This window comes from Lactonifactor sp. BIOML-A5, assembly GCF_009677585.1.
Classification (GTDB): Bacteria; Bacillota; Clostridia; order Lachnospirales; family Lachnospiraceae; genus Lactonifactor.
Map to the genome: position 1 here is coordinate 125,785 of NZ_WKYV01000015.1, position 20,148 is coordinate 145,932.

Annotated in this window: 20 protein-coding genes; 18 read left to right on the forward strand and 2 right to left on the reverse strand. The window is 46.9% G+C overall.

Going from position 1 to position 20,148, the window contains the following annotated elements; all coding sequences use genetic code 11:
* The first annotated feature begins 43 nt into the window (after positions 1–43).
* The 7 genes from GKG41_RS13305 to rseP all read left to right on the forward strand — a co-directional run bounded on the left by GKG41_RS13305 (position 44) and on the right by rseP (position 7,832).
* A complete protein-coding gene (locus GKG41_RS13305) occupies positions 44–2,332 on the forward strand; it encodes a vitamin B12-dependent ribonucleotide reductase (protein ID WP_154259382.1) in 2,289 nt (762 codons plus the stop codon).
* A 138-nt stretch (positions 2,333–2,470) separates the two neighbouring features.
* Positions 2,471–3,166 (forward strand): UMP kinase, encoded by a 696-nt coding sequence (gene pyrH / locus GKG41_RS13310; protein WP_154259384.1) that lies wholly within the window; start codon positions 2,471–2,473, stop codon positions 3,164–3,166.
* A 44-nt stretch (positions 3,167–3,210) separates the two neighbouring features.
* On the forward strand, positions 3,211–3,762 hold the full coding sequence (gene frr / locus GKG41_RS13315; protein ID WP_072848373.1) for a ribosome recycling factor: 552 nt from the start codon (positions 3,211–3,213) through the stop codon (positions 3,760–3,762).
* An 83-nt stretch (positions 3,763–3,845) separates the two neighbouring features.
* Positions 3,846–4,556: an isoprenyl transferase gene (locus GKG41_RS13320; RefSeq protein WP_154259386.1), complete on the forward strand. Its 711-nt coding sequence runs from the start codon at positions 3,846–3,848 to the stop codon at positions 4,554–4,556.
* Positions 4,556–5,344: a phosphatidate cytidylyltransferase gene (locus tag GKG41_RS13325; RefSeq protein WP_154259388.1), complete on the forward strand. Its 789-nt coding sequence runs from the start codon at positions 4,556–4,558 to the stop codon at positions 5,342–5,344. Before GKG41_RS13320 ends, GKG41_RS13325 begins: the two co-directional genes overlap by 1 nt.
* A gap of 13 nt (positions 5,345–5,357) precedes the next feature.
* The gene (locus GKG41_RS13330) at positions 5,358–6,500 is read left to right on the forward strand and encodes a 1-deoxy-D-xylulose-5-phosphate reductoisomerase (RefSeq protein ID WP_154259390.1); all 1,143 of its coding nucleotides are present in this window, start codon (positions 5,358–5,360) and stop codon (positions 6,498–6,500) included.
* 3 nt (positions 6,501–6,503) lie between these two features.
* Complete coding sequence (rseP, locus tag GKG41_RS13335; RefSeq protein WP_226902791.1) at positions 6,504–7,832, forward strand: RIP metalloprotease RseP; 1,329 nt, start codon at positions 6,504–6,506, stop codon at positions 7,830–7,832.
* Positions 7,833–8,077: 245 nt separating this feature from the next.
* Here rseP and GKG41_RS13340 read toward each other — a convergent pair whose 3' ends face one another.
* Positions 8,078–8,815 carry a GntR family transcriptional regulator gene (locus GKG41_RS13340; RefSeq protein ID WP_154259392.1) on the reverse strand — a complete coding sequence of 246 codons (738 nt, stop codon included), beginning with the start codon at positions 8,813–8,815 and terminating at the stop codon, positions 8,078–8,080.
* A gap of 188 nt (positions 8,816–9,003) precedes the next feature.
* Here GKG41_RS13340 and GKG41_RS13345 point away from each other — a divergent pair, with 188 nt between their 5' ends.
* Positions 9,004–9,978 (forward strand): C-terminal binding protein, encoded by a 975-nt coding sequence (locus tag GKG41_RS13345; RefSeq protein WP_173015567.1) that lies wholly within the window; start codon positions 9,004–9,006, stop codon positions 9,976–9,978.
* A 59-nt stretch (positions 9,979–10,037) separates the two neighbouring features.
* Here the strand turns inward: GKG41_RS13345 and GKG41_RS13350 are convergent, their stop codons facing one another.
* The gene (locus tag GKG41_RS13350; protein ID WP_341443334.1) at positions 10,038–11,279 is read right to left on the reverse strand and encodes a peptidoglycan-binding protein; all 1,242 of its coding nucleotides are present in this window, start codon (positions 11,277–11,279) and stop codon (positions 10,038–10,040) included.
* Positions 11,280–11,553: 274 nt separating this feature from the next.
* On the opposite strand from GKG41_RS13350, the gene GKG41_RS13355 reads away from it, so the two are divergent.
* The 10 genes from GKG41_RS13355 (at position 11,554) to GKG41_RS13400 (ending at position 20,142) form a co-directional block, all read left to right on the forward strand.
* The gene (locus tag GKG41_RS13355) at positions 11,554–12,489 is read left to right on the forward strand and encodes a substrate-binding domain-containing protein (protein WP_347563263.1); all 936 of its coding nucleotides are present in this window, start codon (positions 11,554–11,556) and stop codon (positions 12,487–12,489) included.
* Positions 12,490–12,562: 73 nt separating this feature from the next.
* Entirely contained in the window at positions 12,563–13,426 is an 864-nt protein-coding gene (gene pstC / locus GKG41_RS13360) for a phosphate ABC transporter permease subunit PstC (RefSeq protein WP_154259397.1), read from the forward strand.
* Positions 13,426–14,292: a phosphate ABC transporter permease PstA gene (gene pstA / locus GKG41_RS13365; RefSeq protein ID WP_347563259.1), complete on the forward strand. Its 867-nt coding sequence runs from the start codon at positions 13,426–13,428 to the stop codon at positions 14,290–14,292. The genes pstC and pstA overlap by 1 nt, the downstream gene beginning before the upstream one ends.
* Positions 14,293–14,296: 4 nt before the next feature.
* Entirely contained in the window at positions 14,297–15,046 is a 750-nt protein-coding gene (gene pstB / locus GKG41_RS13370; protein WP_072848358.1) for a phosphate ABC transporter ATP-binding protein PstB, read from the forward strand.
* Positions 15,046–15,693 (forward strand): phosphate signaling complex protein PhoU, encoded by a 648-nt coding sequence (gene phoU, locus GKG41_RS13375; protein WP_154259399.1) that lies wholly within the window; start codon positions 15,046–15,048, stop codon positions 15,691–15,693. The genes pstB and phoU overlap by 1 nt, the downstream gene beginning before the upstream one ends.
* A 26-nt stretch (positions 15,694–15,719) precedes the next feature.
* Positions 15,720–16,394 (forward strand): response regulator transcription factor, encoded by a 675-nt coding sequence (locus tag GKG41_RS13380; protein WP_154259401.1) that lies wholly within the window; start codon positions 15,720–15,722, stop codon positions 16,392–16,394.
* On the forward strand, positions 16,394–18,061 hold the full coding sequence (locus tag GKG41_RS13385) for an ATP-binding protein (RefSeq protein WP_154259403.1): 1,668 nt from the start codon (positions 16,394–16,396) through the stop codon (positions 18,059–18,061). The genes GKG41_RS13380 and GKG41_RS13385 overlap by 1 nt, the downstream gene beginning before the upstream one ends.
* Before the next feature lie 185 nt (positions 18,062–18,246).
* Positions 18,247–18,810 (forward strand): chromate transporter, encoded by a 564-nt coding sequence (locus GKG41_RS13390; protein ID WP_154259405.1) that lies wholly within the window; start codon positions 18,247–18,249, stop codon positions 18,808–18,810.
* Positions 18,807–19,382, forward strand: a complete 576-nt coding sequence (locus tag GKG41_RS13395; RefSeq protein WP_154259407.1) for a chromate transporter — start codon at positions 18,807–18,809, stop codon at positions 19,380–19,382. Before GKG41_RS13390 ends, GKG41_RS13395 begins: the two co-directional genes overlap by 4 nt.
* A gap of 97 nt (positions 19,383–19,479) precedes the next feature.
* Entirely contained in the window at positions 19,480–20,142 is a 663-nt protein-coding gene (locus GKG41_RS13400; RefSeq protein WP_173015566.1) for a vitamin B12 dependent-methionine synthase activation domain-containing protein, read from the forward strand.
* Positions 20,143–20,148: the final 6 nt, after the last annotated feature.

The window sequence follows — 20,148 nt, forward strand, 5'->3', positions numbered from 1 at the left end:
AAAAAACTGCAGCGGTTCTTTTTCACGGAAAAGGAGGAAATGAATGGAGATATCAAAGAATGCCAGAATGGTACTGGAAAAACGCTATCTGATGAAAGATGAAAATGGAGAGGCAATGGAAACGGTGGATGGAATGTTCCACCGTGTGGCCAACGCAATTGCCCGGGGAGATCTTCTCCACGATGAAAACGCAGATGTAGATGCCACGGCGGCAGCCTTTTATCATATGATGACGGAACTGGAATTTTTGCCTAATTCCCCTACCCTTATGAATGCAGGACGTCCTCTGGGTCAGCTGTCTGCCTGCTTTGTTCTTCCGGTGGAGGATAGTATGGACTCTATCTTTGAGGCCATCAAGCAGGCTGCTCTGATCCATAAGAGCGGAGGCGGGACTGGATTTTCCTTCTCCAGACTTCGTCCGGAGGGAAGCACGGTTAATTCTACAGGAGGTGTGGCCAGCGGCCCCATAAGCTTTATGCGGGTATTTAATATGGCAACAGAAGCAGTAAAGCAGGGCGGCTCCAGAAGGGGTGCCAATATGGGAATTCTTAGAATTGACCACCCGGATATCCTGAAATTTATTGACTGCAAAGCCGATAATAAAGAGATCACGAACTTTAACATTTCTGTAGGGCTTACAGAAGAATTTATGCGGGCAGTAGAGACGGATGGAGAATACAATCTGATCGAGCCCCATACCGGAACCGTGGCCGGCAAATACAGAGCCAGAAAGGTATTTGACAAGATCGTGGATGCCGCGTGGAGAAACGGAGAGCCGGGAATTATTTTTCTGGATCGCCTGAACAGGGACAATGTAGTTCCGAAGCAGGGCGAGATTGAATCCACCAATCCCTGCGGAGAACAGCCCCTGCTTCCCCACGAGAGCTGTAATCTCGGGTCTGTCAACCTGACAAAGATGTTAAGGGAGAGCAGAGCAGGTTATGTATTTGACTGGGAAAAACTGAAAAATACTGTGAAAAAGGCAGTTCATTTTCTGGATAACGTAATTGATGTGAACAAATACCCTCTGGATCAGATCGATTACACGACAAAACAGACAAGAAAGATCGGACTTGGCGTTATGGGGTGGGCAGACTGCCTGCTTATGATGGGAATCCCTTATAATTCAGAGGCAGCAGTAGAGCTGGGAGAACAGGTAATGAAATGCATCACGGAAAGCGGCCGTGAGGCCAGCCGGAAGCTGGCAGAACAGCGGGGAGCGTTTCCGCTCTTCGAAGAAAGTATCCTTCCTCAGGATATGCCCCAGAGAAATGGAACAATCACAACCATAGCCCCCACAGGGACACTCTCTATTATTGCCGGCTGTTCTTCGGGAGTAGAGCCCATCTTTGGCTATGTGTTCATAAGAAATATTATGGATGGGACAGAATTGCTGGAGGTCAATCCCATCTTAAAAAAGGAACTGGAAAGAAGAGGCTTATACTCAGAAGAGTTAATGCGGAAGATTGCAAAGGAAGGTACGGTGGCCCATATGGAAGAGCTTCCTGAGGATCTGCGGAGAGTTTTTGTCTCCACCCATGACATCAGCCCCTCTTATCATGTGCGCATGCAGGCTGCTTTCCAGAAATATACGGATAATGCAGTGTCAAAAACCGTTAATTTCAGCAATTATGCCACAAGAGAGGATGTGGCAGAGGTGTATACCCAGGCCTTTAAGCTTGACTGCAAGGGGGTTACCATCTACAGAGACGGAAGCCGCAACGAGCAGGTACTGAATATCGGCAAGGTGAAAAAGGACGGGGAAGAGGAAGAGATAGCGGGAAGAGTAGTTCCCCGTCTGCGACCGGCTGTTGTCTCCGGGATTACGGAAAAGGTACAGATAGGATGCGGCAATCTCTATATAACCGTAAACTATGACGATGAGGGAATCTGTGAAGTGTTTACCAACACCGGGAAAGCCGGAGGCTGTCCCAGCCAGAGTGAGGCTACCGCCCGTCTGGTCTCTATATCTCTGCGCAGCGGTATTGATGTAAAATCTATCGTAAATCAGCTTCGGGGAATCCGGTGTCCGTCCACTATCAGGCAGCCAAAGTTAAAATGTACATCCTGCCCGGACGCCATCGCCCGGGTAATCGAAAAAGTCTATAATGAGCAGGTAAAACTAGGGCGTTGGGCTCCTCCTGCCAGCAAAATCGTAGTAAAGACCGAAAAAGACGGAAAAGGCACAGTGCGTAAATCAGCAGATCCACTGATCCCTGAACCCGGTGAAGTCCCTGGAAATATGCATTTTTGTCCAGAGTGCGGTGCATCCTTAGAGCATGAGGGCGGCTGCGTCATCTGCCGCCAGTGCGGATACAGCAAATGCGGGTGAGCGTACCGGCAGAAACTATAGAAAAAAAATATGGATTTTATGCAGTTCTATGGTATAATGTCGGTAGGCATGGGACAAACATGATCCATGTCCTGTGAATGCTGAAAGGCAAGACTTAAAATAACTGAGGTGTAATTCATGAAGAGAGTATTGTTGAAGTTAAGCGGAGAAGCTTTGGCAGGTCCTAATAAGACAGGGTTTGATGAAGCTACGGTAATGGAAGTAGCAAGACAGGTAAAAGTATTGACGGATGAGGGAACCCAGGTAGGAATCGTCATCGGAGGCGGGAATTTCTGGAGAGGACGAACCAGTGAGACTATCGACAGAACCAAAGCAGATCAGATTGGCATGCTGGCTACCGTGATGAACTGTATCTATGTATCCGAGATTTTCCGCTATGTGGGAATAAAGACTCAGGTGCTGACACCATTTGCCTGTGGATCTTTTACAAAATTATTTTCCAAGGACAGGGCGAATAAATATTTTGACAGAGGAATGGTAGTATTTTTTGCCGGGGGAACAGGCCATCCATATTTCTCCACAGATACCGCTACCGTACTTCGTGCCATTGAGATTGAGGCGGAGACCATTCTTTTGGCAAAGGCTGTGGATGGTGTATATGACAGCGATCCTAAGATTAATCCGAACGCGAAAAAATATGAGGAAGTAACCATCCAGGAGGTCATTGACCAGAAGCTTGCAGTTGTGGATATGACAGCATCTATTATGTGTATGGAAAACCATATGCCTATGCTGGTATTCGGACTGAGTGAAGAAAACAGTATTGTGAATACCGCCCATGGAAACTGCTCCGGCACAAGAGTAACGGTATAGAATTCAAATGCTTATTAAATAAAAGGATTTAGGAGGAACTTTATATGGACGAAAGAGTGCAGGTATACGAAAACAAAATGCAGAAATCACTGGAAAATTTAATTTCTGAGTTGGGAACGATCCGTGCAGGACGTGCCAACCCGCATATCCTGGACAAGATTCAGGTGGAATATTACGGTACGCCGACTCCTCTTCAGCAGGTGGCAAATGTTACCGTGCCGGAACCCAGAATGATTCAGATTCAGCCCTGGGAAGGCTCCCTGGTAAAGGCCATTGAAAAAGCAATACTTGTTTCCGATCTGGGAATCAACCCTACCAATGACGGAAAAGTAATCCGCCTGGTGCTCCCTGAGCTGACAGAGGAGCGCAGAAAAGAATTAGTTAAGGATGTTAAGAAAAAAGGAGAGGCATGCAAAGTGGCCATCCGCAATATCCGCCGCGACGCCAACGATGCTTACAAAAAGCTGGCAAAACAGGATGTTTCTGAAGATGAAATCAAAGAGCTGGAGTCAAAAGTACAGAAGCTCACAGATAAGTTTGGAAAAGATATTGACAAAGTTGTAGAAGATAAGTCAAAAGAAATCCTGACCGTATAATTGATAGGAAAGACAGGAGAGGGGCACACTACCATAAGTATCTTATGGGCACGTGCCTCTTTGCGCGTAGAGAGGAGTTTAGGATGAATATTCCCAATCATGTAGCCATCATACTGGATGGCAACGGAAGGTGGGCAAAGTCCAAAGGAATGCCCCGGAATTACGGCCATGTAAAGGGCTGTGAAAATCTGGAGAAGATATGCGGGATTGCAAAAGATCTGGGGATCAAATATCTGACGGTATATGCATTTTCCACGGAAAATTGGAAACGATCCAAAGAAGAAGTTGACGGACTGATGAAGCTGTTCCGGAATTACACCAAGAAATGCATTAAAATCGCAAAAAAGAATAAGATGAGAGTCCGTATCCTGGGAGAGCCATCTGCTTTCGACGAAGACCTCCAGGAGAGCATCCGGGAACTGGAGGAGTTCTCCAGGGACTATGATGAACTTCATTTTCAGCTGGCCCTGAACTATGGAAGCAGGGATGAGATCGCCCGTGCGGTAAAAAAAATGATGCGGGATCAGGAAGCGGGGAAACTGGAATGGGAAACTGTAACTGAGGACACGATTTCAAATTATCTGGATACCGCAGGACTGCCGGACCCGGATTTGATGATCCGCACCAGCGGGGAAGAGCGGCTGTCCAATTTTCTGCTGTGGCAGCTGGCCTACACAGAGTTTTATTTTACTCCTGTTCCGTGGCCTGATTTTGGAAGAGATGAATTAATCCAGGCAATCGAGAAATATAATAGTAGAGACAGACGCTACGGAGGCGTCAAGGAGGAGTCATAATGTTTAAGACACGGCTGTTAAGCGGGATTGTACTGGTGATTCTGGCTCTGATTACAATTATTTCAGGAAATCTTGTATTATTTTGTACACTTCTGGGCATCTCTCTGATAGGGATGCAGGAGCTGTACCGTGCCATGGGTGTGAGAGAAGATAGGTTTAATGCCTTGGAACTGGCAGGCTATGGAGGGGCAGTGATTTTCTATCTCACCATCCTTCTGGGCCAGCCGAAGTATGAGATGATTGCCCTGCTCTTTGGGCTGGTGGGTATTATGTGTGTCTATGTGTTCGCCTATCCAAAGTACCGTGCGGAACAGGTTATGGCGGCGTTCTTCGGCATTGTTTATGTAGCGGTGATGCTCTCTTATATCTACCAGACCAGGAACCTGGAGGATGGTAAGTTTATTGTATGGCTTATCTTTATCTGCTCCTGGGGAAGTGATACCTGCGCATATTGTGTGGGGATGCTGATAGGAAAACATAAGATGGCTCCTGTTCTTAGCCCGAAAAAGTCGGTAGAAGGCGGAGTCGGCGGAGTCGTCGGTGCAGCTCTTATCGGTGCCGTCTATGCGGCTGCCGTCCACAGTGATATTGCCATGTATGCGGTCATTGGAGCTGTCGGCGCGCTGATCTCTATGATAGGGGATCTGGCGGCTTCTGCCATCAAAAGAAACCGTGAGATTAAGGATTATGGTACGCTGATACCGGGACACGGGGGAATCCTGGACCGGTTCGACAGTGTGATATTCACAGCGCCGTTTATTTATTTTTTAGCGGCAGTGCTGTTATAGCGAAGGGAAGCATATGAAGAAAATAGCAATCTTGGGGTCCACAGGCTCCATAGGGACACAGACGCTGGATGTGGTACGCAGAAATCAGGATATACAGGTTCTGGCTTTGAGTGCAGGCAGCAATATTGAGGTTCTGGAAGAGCAAATACGGGAATTTCATCCCCGTCTTGCAGCTGTATGGAAGGAAGAAAAAGCAAAAGAGCTGGCAGTGAGAGTTGCCGATACCGATACCCGGGTGGTGAGCGGGATGGATGGTCTTTTGGAATTATCTGTCTTAGAGGAAACGGAACTTCTTGTAACTGCTATAGTGGGGATGATAGGAATTCTGCCCACGATAGAAGCAATAAAAGCGGGAAAGGATATTGCCCTTGCCAATAAAGAGACGCTGGTAACCGCCGGCCATATTATTATGCCCCTGGCGCAGTCCCGGGGCGTGAGAATTCTTCCCGTTGACAGTGAACACAGTGCAATTTTTCAGTGTCTGAACGGGGAAGACACCGGGACGGTGAGCAGACTTCTGATTACAGCTTCCGGCGGGCCTTTTCGGGGAAAAAAGGCAGAGGACCTAAGAAATGTAAAGGTGGAAGATGCCCTGAAACATCCCAACTGGACTATGGGCCGGAAGATAACCATAGACTCAGCGACGCTGGTCAATAAAGGCCTGGAGGTTATGGAGGCAAAGTGGCTGTTTGGCGTTGAACTGGACCGGATTCAGGTAGTGGTACAGCCGAAAAGCGTGATACATTCTATGGTAGAATTTCAGGATGGAAGTATTATGGCTCAGTTAGGCACCCCTGACATGCGCCTGCCGATTCAGTATGCCCTGTATGGGGGAACCAGAAAGTATCTGGGCGGAGAACGTCTTGACTTTTTCCAGCTGGCCGGCATTGCCTTTGAGGCGCCGGATACAGAAACCTTCCGGGGGCTGCCCCTGGCTATGGAGGCTTCCGAAGCAGGAGGCTCTATGCCCACGGTATTTAATGCCGCCAATGAGATGGCAGTGGGCAAATTTTTGAAGAAACGTATCGGTTTTCTGGATATTTACCGTATTATTGAGGAATCTATGGGAAGACATCAGGTGGTTAGCAATCCAACTGTAGACGAAATATTGGAGATAGAAAAGGATACATACAAGTGGATTGAAAGCAGGTGGTAAATTATGAGCAATATATTTCATATGGTAAGTAACGCAGGACCGTTTCTTGTAAAACTTTTGGTGGCAATGCTGGTATTCAGCGTCATTGTAATCTTTCATGAACTGGGTCATTTTCTGCTGGCAAAGAGAAATGGCATTGGTGTTGTGGAGTTTTCTTTGGGAATGGGTCCCCGTTTGATCAGTACAGTGAAAGGGGAAACCAGGTATTCCGTAAAGCTTCTGCCCTTTGGCGGTTCCTGCATTATGGTAGGAGAAGACGGGGACGAACAAGGGGAGAATACGTTTAACAATGCCCCTATCTGGGGACGTATTGCCGTGGTAGCTGCGGGGCCAATCTTTAACTTCATTATGGCCTTTGCATTTGCCATGATTATTGTCAGTGTGGTGGGATATGATCCTGCCGAGGTGATGGAAGTGCCGGAGGGATCCCCGGCGGCAGAGGCGGGTCTTCAGGCCGGAGACATAATCACAGAGTTTGAGGGCCGCAGCGTAGATATCGCCAGGGATATGGATACGTACATTGCCCTTCACGGACTTACCAGCGACGAGATAAACCTTACCTACACCAGAGACGGAAAAGAGCAGTCAATCCGCTATCAGGCGGAGAGTGTGGAAAAATATATGCTTGGTTTCGGCTATACGCCTGACGGCCCGGCAGAAATTACCAGCCTGTCCAGAGGACTGCCTTTGGAGGAAGCCGGTCTTCAGATTGGAGATGTAATTACCAGTATAGACGGAACCCCCATTGGAGATGCCAATGGGCTGGTAAAGTATCTGGAGGAAAATCCTCTTAGCAGCCAGAGAGTAACCATCGGGTACGAGAGAGACGGCAAAGAAAAGGAAGTATCTGTAGTTCCCAGGATGAATAAGAATATCTCTCTGGGGTTCGCTTATAATCTGGGCAGGGAGAAAACGAACTTCCTGGGGGTCATGAAGTATAGCTTCATAGAAGTAAAATATTGGATCCGTACCACAGTGGAAAGCTTATTTATGCTTGTTAAGGGGCAGTTTACCGTAAACGATCTTTCCGGACCAGTGGGAATCGTAAATGCCATCGGCGACTCGATTGATCAGGCAAAGCCGGAAGGGACGAAGATGGTTTCCCTGCAGATGATTTACTGGGCCATCCTTCTGTCGGCGAACCTTGGGGTCATGAACCTGCTGCCGATTCCTGCTCTGGATGGAGGACGCCTTGTCTTCCTGATAATTGAAGCCATCCGGGGCAAGGCACTGAACCGGAATGTGGAAGGTATGGTTCATTTTGCCGGATTTATGCTTTTAATGGCATTGATGGTATTTGTAATGTTTAATGATATCCGCAAACTGTTCTGAGTTTAATAGGATGTATAGATATGCGCAGCCGGAGGCAGACAAAGTCTTCCGGCTGCGTTTTTTTATTACATAGGAAACTTCGTTCCCTATGTAATAAAAAACCCTCCGGGGGATCACACTGCTGCGGAAAGGAAGGTGCTGTCTGCGACAGCCCGCCGCAGGCGGAGAATGCGCTTTCGCGCAATCTTTCTTACTACCCAGGAAACTGTGCTTCTGCGAGGGAATCTGAATAACCGGATGCTCTCCTATATGGAGATCCCCATCTTGGTGTGTCTGGGAAGAGATTCTCTGTAAGTCTCGTCAATTCTGATATGCGCTTCAATCATCTCTTCCAGCAGCTTTTCATCTCTTTTCTTCAAAGCGGTAAGGATTGCCAGGTGTTCTTCGTAAGTTTTTTGGTATTCGGCTTTCTCATAGGTGACCTCTGCCATCCCCTGAAAGTACTGCTGAATCAGAACAAAAAGGGTCTGATACAGGTATTTGTAGAGGATATTGTCGGAAAGATCCAACAGCGCCATATGAAAATTGCTGTCATATGCCGTGAGAAGTTCCACAGATAGTTCCTTGCCAGGTTCCATGTGGGCCTGGGGAGGAATAATGGAGGATTCTAGCTGCAGAATAGCCTGATCAGAGACATTTCGTACGATATATTTACATACCTCCGTTTCCAGAACCTTTCGGAGCTGTAGAAGATCGTCCAGCTTTCCTTTGCTTAAGGCAAACATGATACAGAGGGTATTGTTGATCGTGTTTTCCGGATGTTGGGTGATATAGTTGCCGCCCCCCTGGCGGCTTTCCAGGATCCCCATAATTTCCAGGGCCTTCAGTCCTTCTCGAACAGACGAGCGGCTCAGTGACATGTTGGCAGCCATATCTCGTTCTGTAGGAAGCTTGTCCCCGCATTCCAGCTCCCCGGTGAGAATATCCTGCTCGATTTTTCTGAATACTTCGTTGCAATTTGTGGTGGTTTTTGTGAATTCCATAGTTTCTTCTCCTTTTAGAAAGTTAAATAAATAACAGGATAAAATGTATTTACGTTTTAGCGGTTATAGTGTATAATAATATTATAACAATTGGTCAGACCAATTTCAAGAGTAAATTTACTTTTACACCAGAATAATTGGCGGGCATGCGGCTATGCCGTATGACAATGTATAAGGAGGTTAATGATATGAAGGTTGTATTTGCTGAGTATCCAGAGAGTAGAAACAGGGATATTAAAACAGAGCTTATGTATCTGCCGGACGGCGCAAAGATCGGATTCGCGGTGTATGACGAAGATCATCTGGAGGCATATTATGAGGCTTTAGAAGACGCAGATGCCGTTTTGACGGGGTTTGCCCCCCTTGACAGAACGGCGATTGATCACTTGAAAAAGTGCAGAATTATATCTGTGCAGGCAACAGGCTGGAATTTCGTTGATTCTGATTATGCTAAGGCGAAGGGGATTGCTGTATGTGCGGTGGGAGAATATTGTACCCAGGAAGTAGCAGATCATGCGATGGCACTTATGCTGGCACTTTGCAAGATGTTTCCCTATCATACAAGAAGAATAAACCAGGATAAGGCATGGGAGATTGAGAGCTTAAAAGATCGTGAGGTCCGGCGGATTGAAGGCCAGACTCTGGGGATTGTAGGATTCGGAAAGATTGGCCGGGCCGTGGCGAAAAGGGCGCAGGCCTTTGGGATGAGAGTGATTGCATATGATCCTTACATTGAGGCTAAAACCGCCAATGATATGGGGGTATTGCTGACGGATATTGACACTCTTTTGGGAAGCTCTGATATTATCACCATCCATATGAACATGACGGAAGAGAATGAATGCTTTTTCAATAAAAATACCTTTGCTAAAATGAAAAAGCATCCTTTTATCATTAATGTGGCAAGAGGGGGTATGATCAATGAGGAGGACCTGGCGGAGGCGCTGGATAAGGGGCTTGTCAGAGGCGCGGGTCTGGATGTGCTATACAGTGAATCCCCTGACCTTGCAAACAGCCAGCTCACTAACAGGGAGAATGTGATTATAACACCCCACAGTGCCTTTTATTCCGATGATTCCATCGAAGCCTGTGAGAGAATCTCTATGGAAAACATCCGCTATTACCTGGAGGGAGAAAAAGACAAGGTATTTAAACTAGTATGACAAAAAGATAAATAAATGGGCCGGGAACCATGTGTCCCCGGCCCTTGTTGCGGCAGCAGCTACTGAAGTTCCGCAATTCTTGTAACGCCTACAAAGATTTCCTGTATCTTATACCAGGTGCGGTAATCTACGATTCCGGTCTGAGGGAGACCGAAAATACTCTGGAATTCTCGGACTGCATTCTGTGTGCCCTCCCCGTAGATGCCGTCAGCAGCAATGGAAGGAATCGCAGTGTATACCTCTCCGATGGTATTAAGCTGTTCCTGCATCTGGCGTACCTTGTCTCCGCTGGCGCCGATATCCAGATTATAGCCGGGCCATGAGGCGGGAACCCCTGAAACCTCCTCTGCGGAGTTAATGTACATATTGTCGCCGTAATAGTGCCGGAGGATTTCAATGGCTGAATAATTTTGATCCCCCAGGTATTTTGAACCCCACTGACTCATCCAGTTGGGACAGGAGACCCTCTGTCCGTCGCAGTACTGTGTCAGGATAGGCTGTTTAACATTCGGCCGTGACAGATAATTGGAGAATAATTCATCTACAATATCGGAAATGCTTTTGAAAATATTTCTGCCGTACATAAATTTGTGATCATAGGCTGTGGAAGAAGTAATGGTAAAATCATACCCTTTGTTCCGATACCACTCTGTGTAAACACGATTCAGGGTAAAGGACATAATGGCCAGAACATTTGCACGTATGGTATTATCCGGCCAGGTGGCGTAGATCTCACTGGATGCAACATTCTTGATATAGTCCCTGTATCGGATATAATAGTTTGCTGCCGTTGAATCGCTGGGGGCGCCGTCGTGCACTACGACATATTCCGGGATTACAACCCTGCTCAGAACAATTTCCCCCGATTCATTGGTGGGTTTAATTTCATCCTCAGGAATCTTGGGAGGGTATTCTCCATACAGGGTATGAGCCGGAATCACGATGTTTTGAAATTGTTCTCCGGGCGCTGTGGGCTGCATACGAACCGGAAGAAGTGCCTCGGCTTCCGGGAGAACTTCTGTGCCGGAGACGTCGATAGGCTCAAAGCCGTCAGCATTGATCTGAACTGTGTATTCCGAATAGGGCTGATACTCTGAGGGAGCCATGCTGTAATCCAGCGGAGGTGCCGGAAGCTCGATCTCAGGTGTCTGTCCGTTTGCATCTGTGGTTAATTCTTCGATAGGGCTTTCGGGATCTCCGGAGTAGGAGATAGTGACCTTTGCATTTGTGATGGGCAGATTCCGGATGGAGGACTGGACAGTTACCATAAGCCTGCCCCGATCCACCCGATTATCCTGCATAGCGCGCATATGCGAATAATTCATAAGTACCTCGCAAAATAGAACCTTCGTAATATTTTATGCAGCAGTCTTTAATATGTACCTGTGAATCACTTTTCTGGAAAAATTCAGAGAGAAACTCATATCCTTTGCCTTTTGTGGGAATCATGAGTAAGAGAGGCAGATTTTACATTTTACATTTATTTAACATGCCCAGGCTTTTGGATTTTACAAGGGATTGTTACTATCTAAATGTATTAAGTGAAGCAAACAACAAAAGGAGTAAAAGGTTATGATGAAAAAATTAGTAGCAGGACTTTTGGCAGCAACGATGACCCTTGGCATGTTGGCAGGATGCGGAGATAACACAGGGGATACCAACAGCGGCACACAGACTGAGGGTACAGACAACACAGGAGATACGGATGCAAAGGATACGTCTGGAAATAGCAATCCCATCACTGTTATTTCAAGGGAGGACGGGTCAGGCACAAGAGGAGCGTTTATTGAACTGTTTGGCGTGGAAGAGAAAGATGACAGCGGGGAAAAAGTGGACAACACCACACAGGACGCGGAAATCACCAACAGCACAAGTGTTATGATGACAAGTGTGGCTGGAAATCCTGATGCCATCGGTTATATTTCTCTGGGTTCCCTGAATGACACTGTAAAAGCATTAAAAATCGATGGGGCTGAGGCAACGGTAGACAACATTAAAAACGGTACTTACAAGATTTCCCGTCCCTTTAATATTGCTGCAAAAGAAGGCTTAAGTGAAGTGGCTCAGGACTTTGTGGACTTTATCTTAAGCAGTGAAGGACAAAAGGTAGTTGAGGATAGCGGATATATCACTGTGAACGATTCCGCAGAAGCATATGCCGGCAGCAAACCGTCAGGAAAGATTGTAGTTGCAGGATCTTCCTCCGTAACACCAGTTATGGAAGCGCTGAAGGAGGCATATTTGAAAGTGAATACCGGAGCTGAAATTGAAGTACAGCAGAGTGATTCAACAACAGGTATGCAGTCCGCGATGGATGGCATCTGCGATATCGGAATGGCTTCCAGAGAACTGAAGGACTCTGAAACAGGCGGCGGTCTGACAGCAACTCAGATTGCGCTGGACGGAATTGCAGTAATTGTAAACAAAGAAAACTCAGTAGAAGACATGACCAGTGACCAGGTAAAAGCTATTTACACAGGCGAGACAACATCCTGGGGAGATATTCAGTAATCATTTTACGGCGAAAGAGTTGTGGCAGAAACAAGAGGCCGCAGCCCTTTTTCGCGTTGAAGGAGCGTAAAACATGAAAGACATGAAAGAAACAATAATGAAAATTATCTTCCTGATATCTGCCTGCGCTTCTATACTGGCAGTGGCCCTTATCTGTATCTTCCTTTTTGCAAATGGAATTCCGGCCATAGGCAAAATCGGAGCCGGGGAATTCCTTCTGGGAAAGACCTGGAGACCGAATAATAATCTCTTCGGCATCTTCCCCATGATACTGGGCAGTATTTATGTTACGGCAGGAGCAATTATCGCAGGCGTTCCCATCGGAATTCTGACAGCAATTTTTATGGCAAAGTTCTGTCCAAAATGGATGTACCGGTTTATGAAGCCTGCTGTGGACCTGCTGGCGGGAATCCCCTCAGTTGTCTATGGCTTTTTCGGGCTGGTAGTAATGGTCCCTCTTGTGCGGCAGTTCTGCAGAGCATTTGAGCTGAATGGCAACGGCAGCAGTATATTTACGGCATCTCTTCTTTTGGGAATTATGATTCTCCCCACAGTGATCGGCGTTTCAGAGGCGGCAATCCGGGCAGTGCCGGATCAATATTATGAAGGGGCGCTTGCCCTGGGGGCAACTCATGAAAGAAGTGTATTTTTTACAGTGCTTCCGGCAGCTAAGTCAGGCATTATGGCCGCAGTGGTACTCGGGGTTGGAAGAGCGATCGGAGAAACTATGGCGGTGATTATGATTGCTGGCAATCAGCCGCGTATGCCCAAGGGACTCTTCGAAGGGGTCAGAACCCTGACTGCTAATATTGTTTTAGAAATGGGGTATGCGGCGGATCTCCACAGAGAAGCGCTCATTGCAACAGCAGTGGTACTCTTTGTGTTTATCCTGATTATCAATCTATTATTCTCGTTACTTAAAAGGAGGCAGAAATAATGCAGGCAATGAATAAGCAAACCTGGAAGCAAAAAGTAAAAGCCTATGGGAGCAGCCCTTTGTCCCTGTTTCTGCTGATTATAGTGACACTGGCGTCTCTGATTACAGTATGTGCTCTTCTATTTCTCATTGGATACATTATGATAAAGGGGATTCCGAACCTGACGCCGTCTCTTTTTGCATGGACATATAACACGGAGAATGTTTCACTGCTTCCTGCACTTATCAATACCATACTTATGACACTGTTATCCCTGCTAATTGCAGGCCCCCTGGCAATTTTTGCTGCGATCTATCTGGTAGAGTATGCCAAGCGGGGCAATAAATTAGTAGAAATTGTGCGTGTGACGGCTGAGACTCTGACGGGAATTCCTTCTATTGTATACGGTCTTTTCGGCCTGCTGTTTTTTGTGACAACACTGAAATGGGGATTTTCCCTTCTTGCGGGCGCATTTACCCTCGCAATTATGATTTTGCCGGTAATTATGAGAACCACAGAGGAGGCGCTGGGCGCTGTGCCTGATACGTTTCGGGAAGGGAGCTTTGGGCTGGGGGCCGGACGTCTCAGAACAGTCTTTGTAGTGGTCCTTCCGTCCGCTGTCCCCGGAATCCTTTCCGGAGTAATTCTGGCTATCGGAAGAATTGTGGGGGAGACAGCAGCCCTTATGTATACGGCGGGAACGGTAGCTGAAGTGCCAAACAGCATCCTGTCTTCCACGAGAACTCTGTCTGTGCATATGTATGCCTTGTCCAGTGAAGGCCTCTATACCGATCAGGCGTATGCCACTGCGGTGGTTCTCCTTATTATTGTACTGCTGATTAACTGGCTGTCTGGTGCTCTGGCCAAAAAAGTGAAGAAAGGATAAAGACATGGATAAGTTTACGATTTCAAATCTGGATTTATATTATGATGATTTTCATGCCCTGAAGGATGTAAATCTGAATCTGCCGCCCAACGAAATAACCGCCTTTATCGGCCCCTCCGGCTGCGGAAAATCAACCTTATTAAAATCTCTGAACCGGATGAATGATCTGGTGGAAGGATGCAGAATCACAGGAAAAGTGCTGCTGGACGGGGAGGATATTTACGGGGATATGAATGTGAATCATCTGCGCAAAAGAGTGGGCATGGTGTTTCAGAAGCCGAATCCATTCCCTATGAGCATCTATGACAATATTGCATACGGTCCCAGAACCCACGGAATTCATTCCAGGGCAAAGCTGGACGATATTGTAGAAAAGTCTCTTAGAGATGCCGCCATCTGGGAGGAAGTGAAAGACCGGCTGAAATTAAGCGCCCTGGGCATGTCCGGAGGGCAGCAGCAGCGTCTCTGTATCGCCAGGGCGCTGGCGGTAGAGCCGGAGGTGCTCCTGATGGATGAACCTACCTCGGCGCTGGATCCTATCTCGACCTCAAAAATCGAAGATCTTGCGATAGAATTGAAAAAAGATTATACTATTATTATGGTTACGCACAATATGCAGCAGGCGGCCCGTATTTCTGACAAAACAGTATTCTTCCTTTTGGGAGAGGTTATTGAGTATGGGGAGACAGAGCAGGTATTTTCTGTTCCTAATAACAAGAAAACAGAGGACTATATTACCGGGAGGTTTGGATAATGAGAATCAGGTTCGAACAGCAGCTTGAACAGCTGAATATTGAATTAATCAAGATGGGCGCCCTGTGTGAATCAGCCATTAATAAGGCAAATGAAGCGCTGCTCAATGTGGATAAAAATGAAGAGTGCGTGGCAGAGGTTTTGGGGATTGAGGATGAAATCAATCAGAAGGAACGGGACATAGAAGCCCTGTGTATGAAGCTGCTTCTGCAGCAGCAGCCGGTTGCCCGGGATCTGAGACAGATTTCTTCTGCGCTGAAGATGATTTCTGATATGGAGCGCATTGGAGATCAGGCGGCTGATATTGCAGAGATTTCCAAATATGTTCAGGTGCGCCAAAATGCCAGCAAGATTCATATTGGAGACATGGCTAAGGCGACTACTAAAATGGTTACGGAGAGCATTGATTCCTATGTAAACCGAGACCTGAAAATGGCTCAGGAGGTTGTCAGGTATGATGACGTGGTGGATGATCTGTTTCAGGAGGTAAAAAGTGAGCTGATTGAACTGGTTGTAAAAGACAGCCAGAATGGAGAGTTTTATTTTGATCTTATCATGGTTGCCAAGTATTTTGAACGAATCGGTGATCATGCAGAAAATATTGCCCAGTGGGTAGAATTTTCAATTACCGGAAAGCATGAGTTTTAGATAATAAGGATAGGATGGAGGAACGTATGATTTATTTGGTAGAAGATGATGACAGCATACGGGAACTGGTGATTTACACGCTGCACAGCACAGGGTTTGAAGCTGTGGGATTTATGTGTGCAAAGGACTTTTGGAAGGGAATAGAAAAGCAGATGCCGGCCCTGGTTTTGCTGGATATTATGCTGCCGGATGAGGACGGTCTTCAGATCCTGAAGAAGCTCCGGGGAAATACTTCTACAAAGAAGGTTCCTGTAATTATGCTCACAGCAAAAGGCACGGAATATGATAAAGTGGTAGGGCTGGACAGCGGTGCGGATGACTATATTCCCAAGCCTTTTGGCATGATGGAGCTTGTATCCCGGATAAAAGCAGTCCTGCGCCGCACGGAGCCGGTGAAGGATGAAAACGTATTTGAAGCCGGCAGCATATCTGTGGATATTGACAAGCACCTGGTTATGGCTGACGGAAAAGAGGTTACACTTACCCTGAAAGAATTTGAACTGCTCTGTTACCTGCTGAAAAACAAAGGGTTTGTGCTGTCCCGGGATAAGATTCTTTCCCGTATCTGGGGATATGACATTGATGTGGAGACACGTACGGTGGATGTACATATCCGTACTCTTCGGCAGAAGCTGGGCGGCTGCGGAGAAATGATAGAGACTGTCCGGGGTGTGGGATACCGGATAGGAGGAACCAGATAATGAGAAAAAAAATCTTTGGGAATATGTGTGTGATCTCTATACTGGCTATCTTAGTCACTTCTATCTTCGTTGTGGGTGTATTTTACGGGGATTTTGTAGAGAAGATGAAGAGCGAAGTGGAGACAGAGGCAGGATATATCAAAACTGCCGTGGAACAGATGGGAGAGGAGTATCTTGATGAGATCCTCAGCCAGCCGGAGGTAAACAGAAGAAACCGTATCACCCTGGTAAACAGTGATGGCACGGTTATTTTTGATAGTTATTATAATCCCCAGTCCCTGGAAAACCACAGGAAGCGCCCCGAGATTCAGGCTGCCCTGACAGAGGGGACAGGGAGGTGCAGCAGGGTATCAGATACCCTGCAGCAGGAGACGTATTATTATGCCCTGAAGCTGGACAACGGTATGGTACTTCGGGTGGCGAATACCAGCAGCAGTGTATATGCCAGCCTCCTGCGGGTTATTCCCCTGGTTCTTCTCATCTGTGTTATAGTATCTGCAATTACCATGCTGATAGCTACCCGCCAGACGAAAAAGATTGTACAGCCTATCAATGAACTGAATCTGAAAAAACCGGAAGAGAATGATACTTACGATGAGCTGGCACCTTTGCTGGGCAGACTGGAAAAGCAAAACAAGACCATTAAGCTTCAAATTGAGGAACTGAAGGTGAAACAAAGAGAGTTTACCGCGCTGACCGAAAATATGAGTGAAGGATTTTTGGTGATTGACCAGGATGGAAATGTACTCTCCTACAACAGCAGCGCACTGGAGCTCTTGGGGATGAAACAGGCCATCGGAGAGAAACAAAATATACTTACCTTTAACCGCAGTGTGGGACTCCAGAATGTAGTGGACGAGGCGCTGAAGGGCAATCCAAGTGAACAGGAAATACAGGTAGAGGGGAAATACTGCCAGATCATGGCGAATCCCGTGACCAGCAAAAAGCAGATCAAAGGCGCGGTTATTGTGATCATGGATGTTACAGAAAAGCAGCAGAGAGAGCAGATGCGCAGGGAATTTTCCGCAAATGTTTCACACGAGCTTAAGACGCCTCTCACATCGATCTCCGGATATGCTGAGATCATGAAAAACGGCCTGGTAAAACAGGAGGACATTCCCAGATTTGCAGAGAATATCTATAAAGAGACCGGGAGGCTAATAACCATGGTAGGTGATATTATAAAGCTGTCCCAGCTGGACGAGAACCAGGTGGCTCTGCAGAAAGAAGAGGTGGATTTGTATTCCGTGGCAAGAGAAGTTGTGGAGCGCCTGCAGGCAACCGCCTCCGGCCATAGTGTCACTCTCTCCCTGTTGGGAGAATCCAGAACCGTAAACGGAGTGCGTCAGATACTGGATGAAATGATATACAATCTCTGTATCAACGGCATAATCTATAACCGGGAAGGCGGATATGTACAGGTTCGTGTAGAGGACAGAGAGGGGCATACCGTACTGGCAGTCAAAGACAACGGTATTGGCATCCCTCAGTCAGATCAGCAGCGAGTATTTGAGCGTTTTTACCGGGTAGACAAAAGCCACTCAAAACAGGTGGGAGGTACAGGGCTGGGGCTTTCCATTGTAAAACACGGGGCTATGTTTCATAGAGCCTGTATAGAGATGGACAGCATTCAGGGAAGCGGTACAGAAATCAGGATAGTTTGGTAGAGGGAAAAGGGGGGACGTGTTCTTTCTAGAAAGAACACGTCCCAAAATCGATCAGGCCTGTCCCCAAATATGGGATATGCATATTTTTTATCAAAATAGGGATATATTTATATAGTTCATGGGAGATTATTATTTTACTTATCAACCCTCAGGACGTATACTGATGGAAGAGGAGGCTTTCAAAGATGGAAAAGGGAATTATAAAAAAGCTATTTTTATCCACCTTTTATCTGAGTGCATTTACGTTCGGAGGAGGATATGTCATTATTACTTTGATGAAAAAGAAGTTTGTGGATGAATACCACTGGATGGAGGAGCAGGAGATGCTGGACCTTACTGCTCTGGCTCAGTCGGCCCCTGGGGCGATTGCGGTGAACGGGTCTCTTATAGTAGGATTTAGAATCGCAGGTTTCAGAGGGGCTCTGGCCGCAGTAGCAGGGACAGTACTGCCTCCGTTTTTTGTGTTGTCGATCGTTTCCATGTTTTATGCGGCGTTCCGGGATAATAAGATGGTTAGTCTGGTTCTGGAAGGAATGCAGGCGGGAGTCGCAGCGGTAATAGCAGATGTGGTTATCGATTTGGGCGCCAAGATTACGGGGGAGAAGAATGTGGTATCTCTGCTGATTATGGCAGGGGCTTTCCTTTGTGCTTATGTGTTTCATATAAATGTGATTATTATCATACTGGTATGTGTGGGGATTGGGACCATACGTGGGCTGTGGAATATGAGGAAGGATGGGACAGAATGATTTATATAAAATTATTTCTCAGTTTTCTTCAGATAGGCGCCTTCAGCATCGGCGGGGGATATGCCGCCCTTCCTCTGATACAAAGTCAGGTAGTACATATTCAGCACTGGCTCTCTGCGGGGGAGTTCACGGATCTGGTGACAATTTCACAGATGACTCCGGGCCCAATCGCCATTAATGCAGCCACATTTGTGGGCCTGCGTCTGGGCGGCTTATTGGGGGCAGTGATTGCTACATTGGGCTGTATCCTCCCATCATGTATTATCATGTCGGTTCTGGCCTATTTTTATTTCAAATACCGGGAGCTGGAAGTACTTCAGACGATTCTGCAGGCGCTCAGGCCTGCGGTTGTGGCATTGATTGCTTCTGCGGGCCTTGGTATTTTGGTACAGGCACTTTGGAGCGACAGCAGCCGGGGGATTTCCTTTGAAACGCTGAGCCTGTCCGGAGGAGCAATTTTTGTGGTTTCCATGGTTTTGCTGAGAAAAAGAAAGATGAACCCTATAAAGGTTATGGGCATCGCCGGGGCGCTGAATGTTGTCCTCCACTATGCTGCAGTGATACTAAAATAAATGGTTTTTCATTGCAAACCGGCCGGAGGAATAGTACAATCACAGTAAGATGATTCGCGTGACACATAAGAATATGAAGTTGTAAAGGAGGATGCCAATGGAACGTTTTGTGATGGATGACTTTCAAGTACAGATATCCATAGAGACACTGTCGGAGAAGCTGCATCTGACAGAGCAGGACGATGTGGAAATGATGGGAGAAAAGCTGCAGGATGCCCTTCGGACTGCAAAGCCTAAAGCAGTGTATAAAATCTGTGAGGTGACGGAAATTGATGGGGATAAAGTAACCATAGAGGATACCGAATTCCAAAGCCCTACCCTTGCGGCCAAACTAAAAGGTGTTCACAATGTCTTTGCCTTTGTAGCAACCTGTGGTACAGAGGTGGATGAGTGGAGCCGCCGGGAGGATGACTACATTGTGAATCTTTGGCTGGATATGCTCAAGGAAATGATCCTGGTAGAGGCGCGAAAGCAGTTCCGGAATCGTTTATCCGAAAAGTACGGGATTAAAACCTTCGGCGTTATGAATCCCGGATCCGGGAACGCAGACACCTGGCCCATCAGACAGCAGGCTCAGCTGTTCTCTCTGATAGGGGATGTCAAAGAACTTACAGGTGTGGAATTGACTGGGGGAACTCTGATGTATCCTACAAAGTCAGTCTCAGGAATCATGTTCCCATCAGAGGAAGATTTTGTCAGCTGCTCCATCTGCAAGAGGGTGAATTGCCAGAACAGAAAGGCAAAATATATAGGAGCATAATAAGCA

Bases quoted from the DNA above. Each gene is read 5' to 3' on its own strand.
- GKG41_RS13390 (WP_154259405.1), top strand. From the start codon at position 18,247: ATGGAAAAGGGAATTATAAAAAAGCTATTTTTATCCACCTTTTATCTG.
- GKG41_RS13400 (WP_173015566.1), top strand. From the start codon at position 19,480: ATGGAACGTTTTGTGATGGATGACTTTCAAGTACAGATATCCATAGAG.
- GKG41_RS13305 (WP_154259382.1), top strand. From the start codon at position 44: ATGGAGATATCAAAGAATGCCAGAATGGTACTGGAAAAACGCTATCTG.
- GKG41_RS13325 (WP_154259388.1), top strand. From the start codon at position 4,556: ATGTTTAAGACACGGCTGTTAAGCGGGATTGTACTGGTGATTCTGGCT.
- pstC (WP_154259397.1), top strand. From the start codon at position 12,563: ATGAAAGACATGAAAGAAACAATAATGAAAATTATCTTCCTGATATCT.
- phoU (WP_154259399.1), top strand. From the start codon at position 15,046: ATGAGAATCAGGTTCGAACAGCAGCTTGAACAGCTGAATATTGAATTA.
- pyrH (WP_154259384.1), top strand. From the start codon at position 2,471: ATGAAGAGAGTATTGTTGAAGTTAAGCGGAGAAGCTTTGGCAGGTCCT.
- GKG41_RS13395 (WP_154259407.1), top strand. From the start codon at position 18,807: ATGATTTATATAAAATTATTTCTCAGTTTTCTTCAGATAGGCGCCTTC.
- GKG41_RS13385 (WP_154259403.1), top strand. From the start codon at position 16,394: ATGAGAAAAAAAATCTTTGGGAATATGTGTGTGATCTCTATACTGGCT.
- pstB (WP_072848358.1), top strand. From the start codon at position 14,297: ATGGATAAGTTTACGATTTCAAATCTGGATTTATATTATGATGATTTT.
- pstA (WP_347563259.1), top strand. From the start codon at position 13,426: ATGCAGGCAATGAATAAGCAAACCTGGAAGCAAAAAGTAAAAGCCTAT.
- GKG41_RS13340 (WP_154259392.1), bottom strand. From the start codon at position 8,815: ATGGAATTCACAAAAACCACCACAAATTGCAACGAAGTATTCAGAAAA.
- rseP (WP_226902791.1), top strand. From the start codon at position 6,504: ATGAGCAATATATTTCATATGGTAAGTAACGCAGGACCGTTTCTTGTA.
- GKG41_RS13380 (WP_154259401.1), top strand. From the start codon at position 15,720: ATGATTTATTTGGTAGAAGATGATGACAGCATACGGGAACTGGTGATT.
- GKG41_RS13355 (WP_347563263.1), top strand. From the start codon at position 11,554: ATGAAAAAATTAGTAGCAGGACTTTTGGCAGCAACGATGACCCTTGGC.
- GKG41_RS13345 (WP_173015567.1), top strand. From the start codon at position 9,004: ATGAAGGTTGTATTTGCTGAGTATCCAGAGAGTAGAAACAGGGATATT.
- GKG41_RS13330 (WP_154259390.1), top strand. From the start codon at position 5,358: ATGAAGAAAATAGCAATCTTGGGGTCCACAGGCTCCATAGGGACACAG.
- frr (WP_072848373.1), top strand. From the start codon at position 3,211: ATGGACGAAAGAGTGCAGGTATACGAAAACAAAATGCAGAAATCACTG.
- GKG41_RS13320 (WP_154259386.1), top strand. From the start codon at position 3,846: ATGAATATTCCCAATCATGTAGCCATCATACTGGATGGCAACGGAAGG.
- GKG41_RS13350 (WP_341443334.1), bottom strand. From the start codon at position 11,279: ATGCAGGATAATCGGGTGGATCGGGGCAGGCTTATGGTAACTGTCCAG.